A 2531-nucleotide genomic window follows, 5' to 3' on the forward strand; every position below is an offset into this window, starting at 1 on the left:
GGGTATGATCAACCGTTGTGGGTGGAACCCAGCCTACGGGTGAGTGACAGGCATTACATTGATCCGATGCATCGATATGGGTATCCGGTTTGCCGGTTGCCGCAACATTATTATGACAACTCTCACAGGTGCCCATTGTCTCGTTGTGATCAACAGTGGTAACCGGAACCCACGCATCACTGGTGTGGCAGGCCTCACACAGGTCACTGGTAAGGATGTGGGTATCATTTTTACCAGTTGCGGTCGTTCCATCGTGACAGGACACGCAACTGCCATTGACCTGGGTATGGTCAACGGTTATCAGCGGTATCCATACGTCGTTACGATGACAGGCCTCGCAGTTGTCCGATGTATCGATATGCGTGGCGTTTTTGCCCGTCGCGATAACACCGTCATGACAGGAAACACAGATACCCGCAACCTGGCTGTGATCAACACCGGTAGATGGAATCCACGTGTTGATATTATGACAGGCCTCGCACAGGCTGGTTGTCGGTATGTGGTTGGCATCCTGGCCCGTAGCATTAATTCCATTATGACAGGTTACACATGCTGTTAATCCAATGGTGCTGTGATCCATCGTGGCAGAAGCCAGGAAGCCGGAAGTGGTATGACAGGCATCGCATTCAGCCGTGACCGGTATATGGGTAACAGAAGGACCAATTGCCAGCACGCCATCGTGACAGGCCGAACATTGAGTAGGAAGAACTTCGAATACACCACCGACATGACACGCTTCACAATCCAGTAAGTCATGATCACCCGTTAGAGGAAAGCCGGTGACCAGGTGATCAAAGGTAGTGGTATCAGTTACAACAGTCGCCGCATTAACGGCTGAGGTGAAAAAGAAAAGCAAAAACAAGCAGGTGAACGTCAGGGCGTAAAACCAGTCCCTAACGCCCGCGAAAACGTCACAACTTTTTGTGACCGTATCCACTCCCTGACTATCAATCCCCGCAATGTGCTACATCGTTAACACAATGAGATCACACTGCAGATCCCGGTACACAACTTGCAGCCAGCCCGTCATGGCTAAATAAAGCACTGCCCTGCTCAGCTACGAACTACACAAGTCAGTTCGCAACTTATGTCGCAACTTAACAGTTTAAATATTACACATTCCGACAGGGAATAACTAACGGACTTTCTAAGGGAATACGTCAGATTGTTTTTTTAATACAACCACTTAAAAACGATAACTGGGAAACAAAATGCAATGGATAACCTGTGTGGATACCTGTAATTGCACGGAGTGGATTACTGGTTTTTACTGATAAAGCTCAGTAAAAATGCTCCTACATTCCCATCATACCCCCACCACCGGTTGAACCACCACCGCCCGTTGATCCACCACCACCCATACTGCCTCCACCACCTGTACCACCGGTTCCTCCAGTTCCTCCAGTTCCTCCAGTTCCTCCAGTTCCTCCTGTACCACCTGTACCACCCGTTCCACCCATACCGCCTCCACCGCCACCACCACCCATGACGGTGACGTTTGCAGTAGCGAACGCTGTATCAGAAGCCTGGCCATCACTAACCGTTAATGTCACGGTATAAGTTCCCGATGCCGTGTAACCATGAGAAGGCGCAACGCCCGAGCCACCGCCACCGTCACCGAAGTCCCACGAGTAACTCAATGAATCACCATCCGGATCAAACGAACCCGATCCGTCGAACTGGATAATCACCGGATTTGGACCAAATCCGCTATAAGATCCCCCGGCATCGGCAACAGGTGGATTGTTAGGTGTACCGCCACCGCCACCGGTGCCACCACCACCAGTGGCAGTACAGTCAGCAAACGGATTCAACCAGCTGTTGACGGTATGACAGGCATCGCATTCCGCACCCAGGGTATCGCAGTGGCCACCCGGCAGGCTGTGACAACTGGAGCAGGAACCGAACACTTCATTGTGATCTACGGTTAATACCGGCACCCAGGTGTTTGTAGAATGGCAGGCATCACAGACTGTGCTGGTATTGATGTGACCACCCGGTAGGCTATGACAGCTTGCGCAACTGCCAAAGACCTGACTGTGATCGACAGTGATTACCGGAATCCACTGTAACGGTGAATGACAGGCCTCGCACACATTGGTCGTACTGATGTGACCAGCCGGTAAACTATGACAGGAGGCACAGGTGCCATTGACCTGGTCGTGATCCACCGTAATCACTGGTATCCATTGACTCGACGAGTGACACGCTTCACAAACATTGGTCGTGCTGATATGTCCGCCCGGCAAGCTATGACAGGACGCACAGGTACCCAGTACTTCATTGTGATCTACCGTAATCACCGGTATCCACTGATTAACCGAGTGACAGGCTTCGCAAACATTGGTCGTGTTGATATGTCCGCCCGGCAGGCTATGACAGCTTGCACAGGTGCCGTTGACCTGGGAATGATCTACCGTAATAACCGGTATCCATTGACTCGACGAGTGACACGCTTCGCAAACATTCGTTGTGTTGATATGTCCGCCCGGCAGGCTATGACAGCTTGCACAGGTGCCATTAACCTGTGA

Annotated in this window: 2 protein-coding genes; both read right to left on the reverse strand. The window is 51.4% G+C overall.

Annotated features, from left to right (window positions below; genetic code table 11):
• Positions 1-937: hypothetical protein (locus ACWVCM_RS05995; protein ID WP_455200814.1), on the reverse strand; the 937-nt coding region annotated here is incomplete at its 3' end.
• Positions 938-1295: 358 nt separating this feature from the next.
• A partial coding sequence (locus tag ACWVCM_RS06000) for a PKD domain-containing protein (protein WP_455200815.1) occupies positions 1296-2531 on the reverse strand: 1236 nt, incomplete at its 5' end.

The sequence above is a fragment of the Kaarinaea lacus genome (assembly GCF_975902315.1).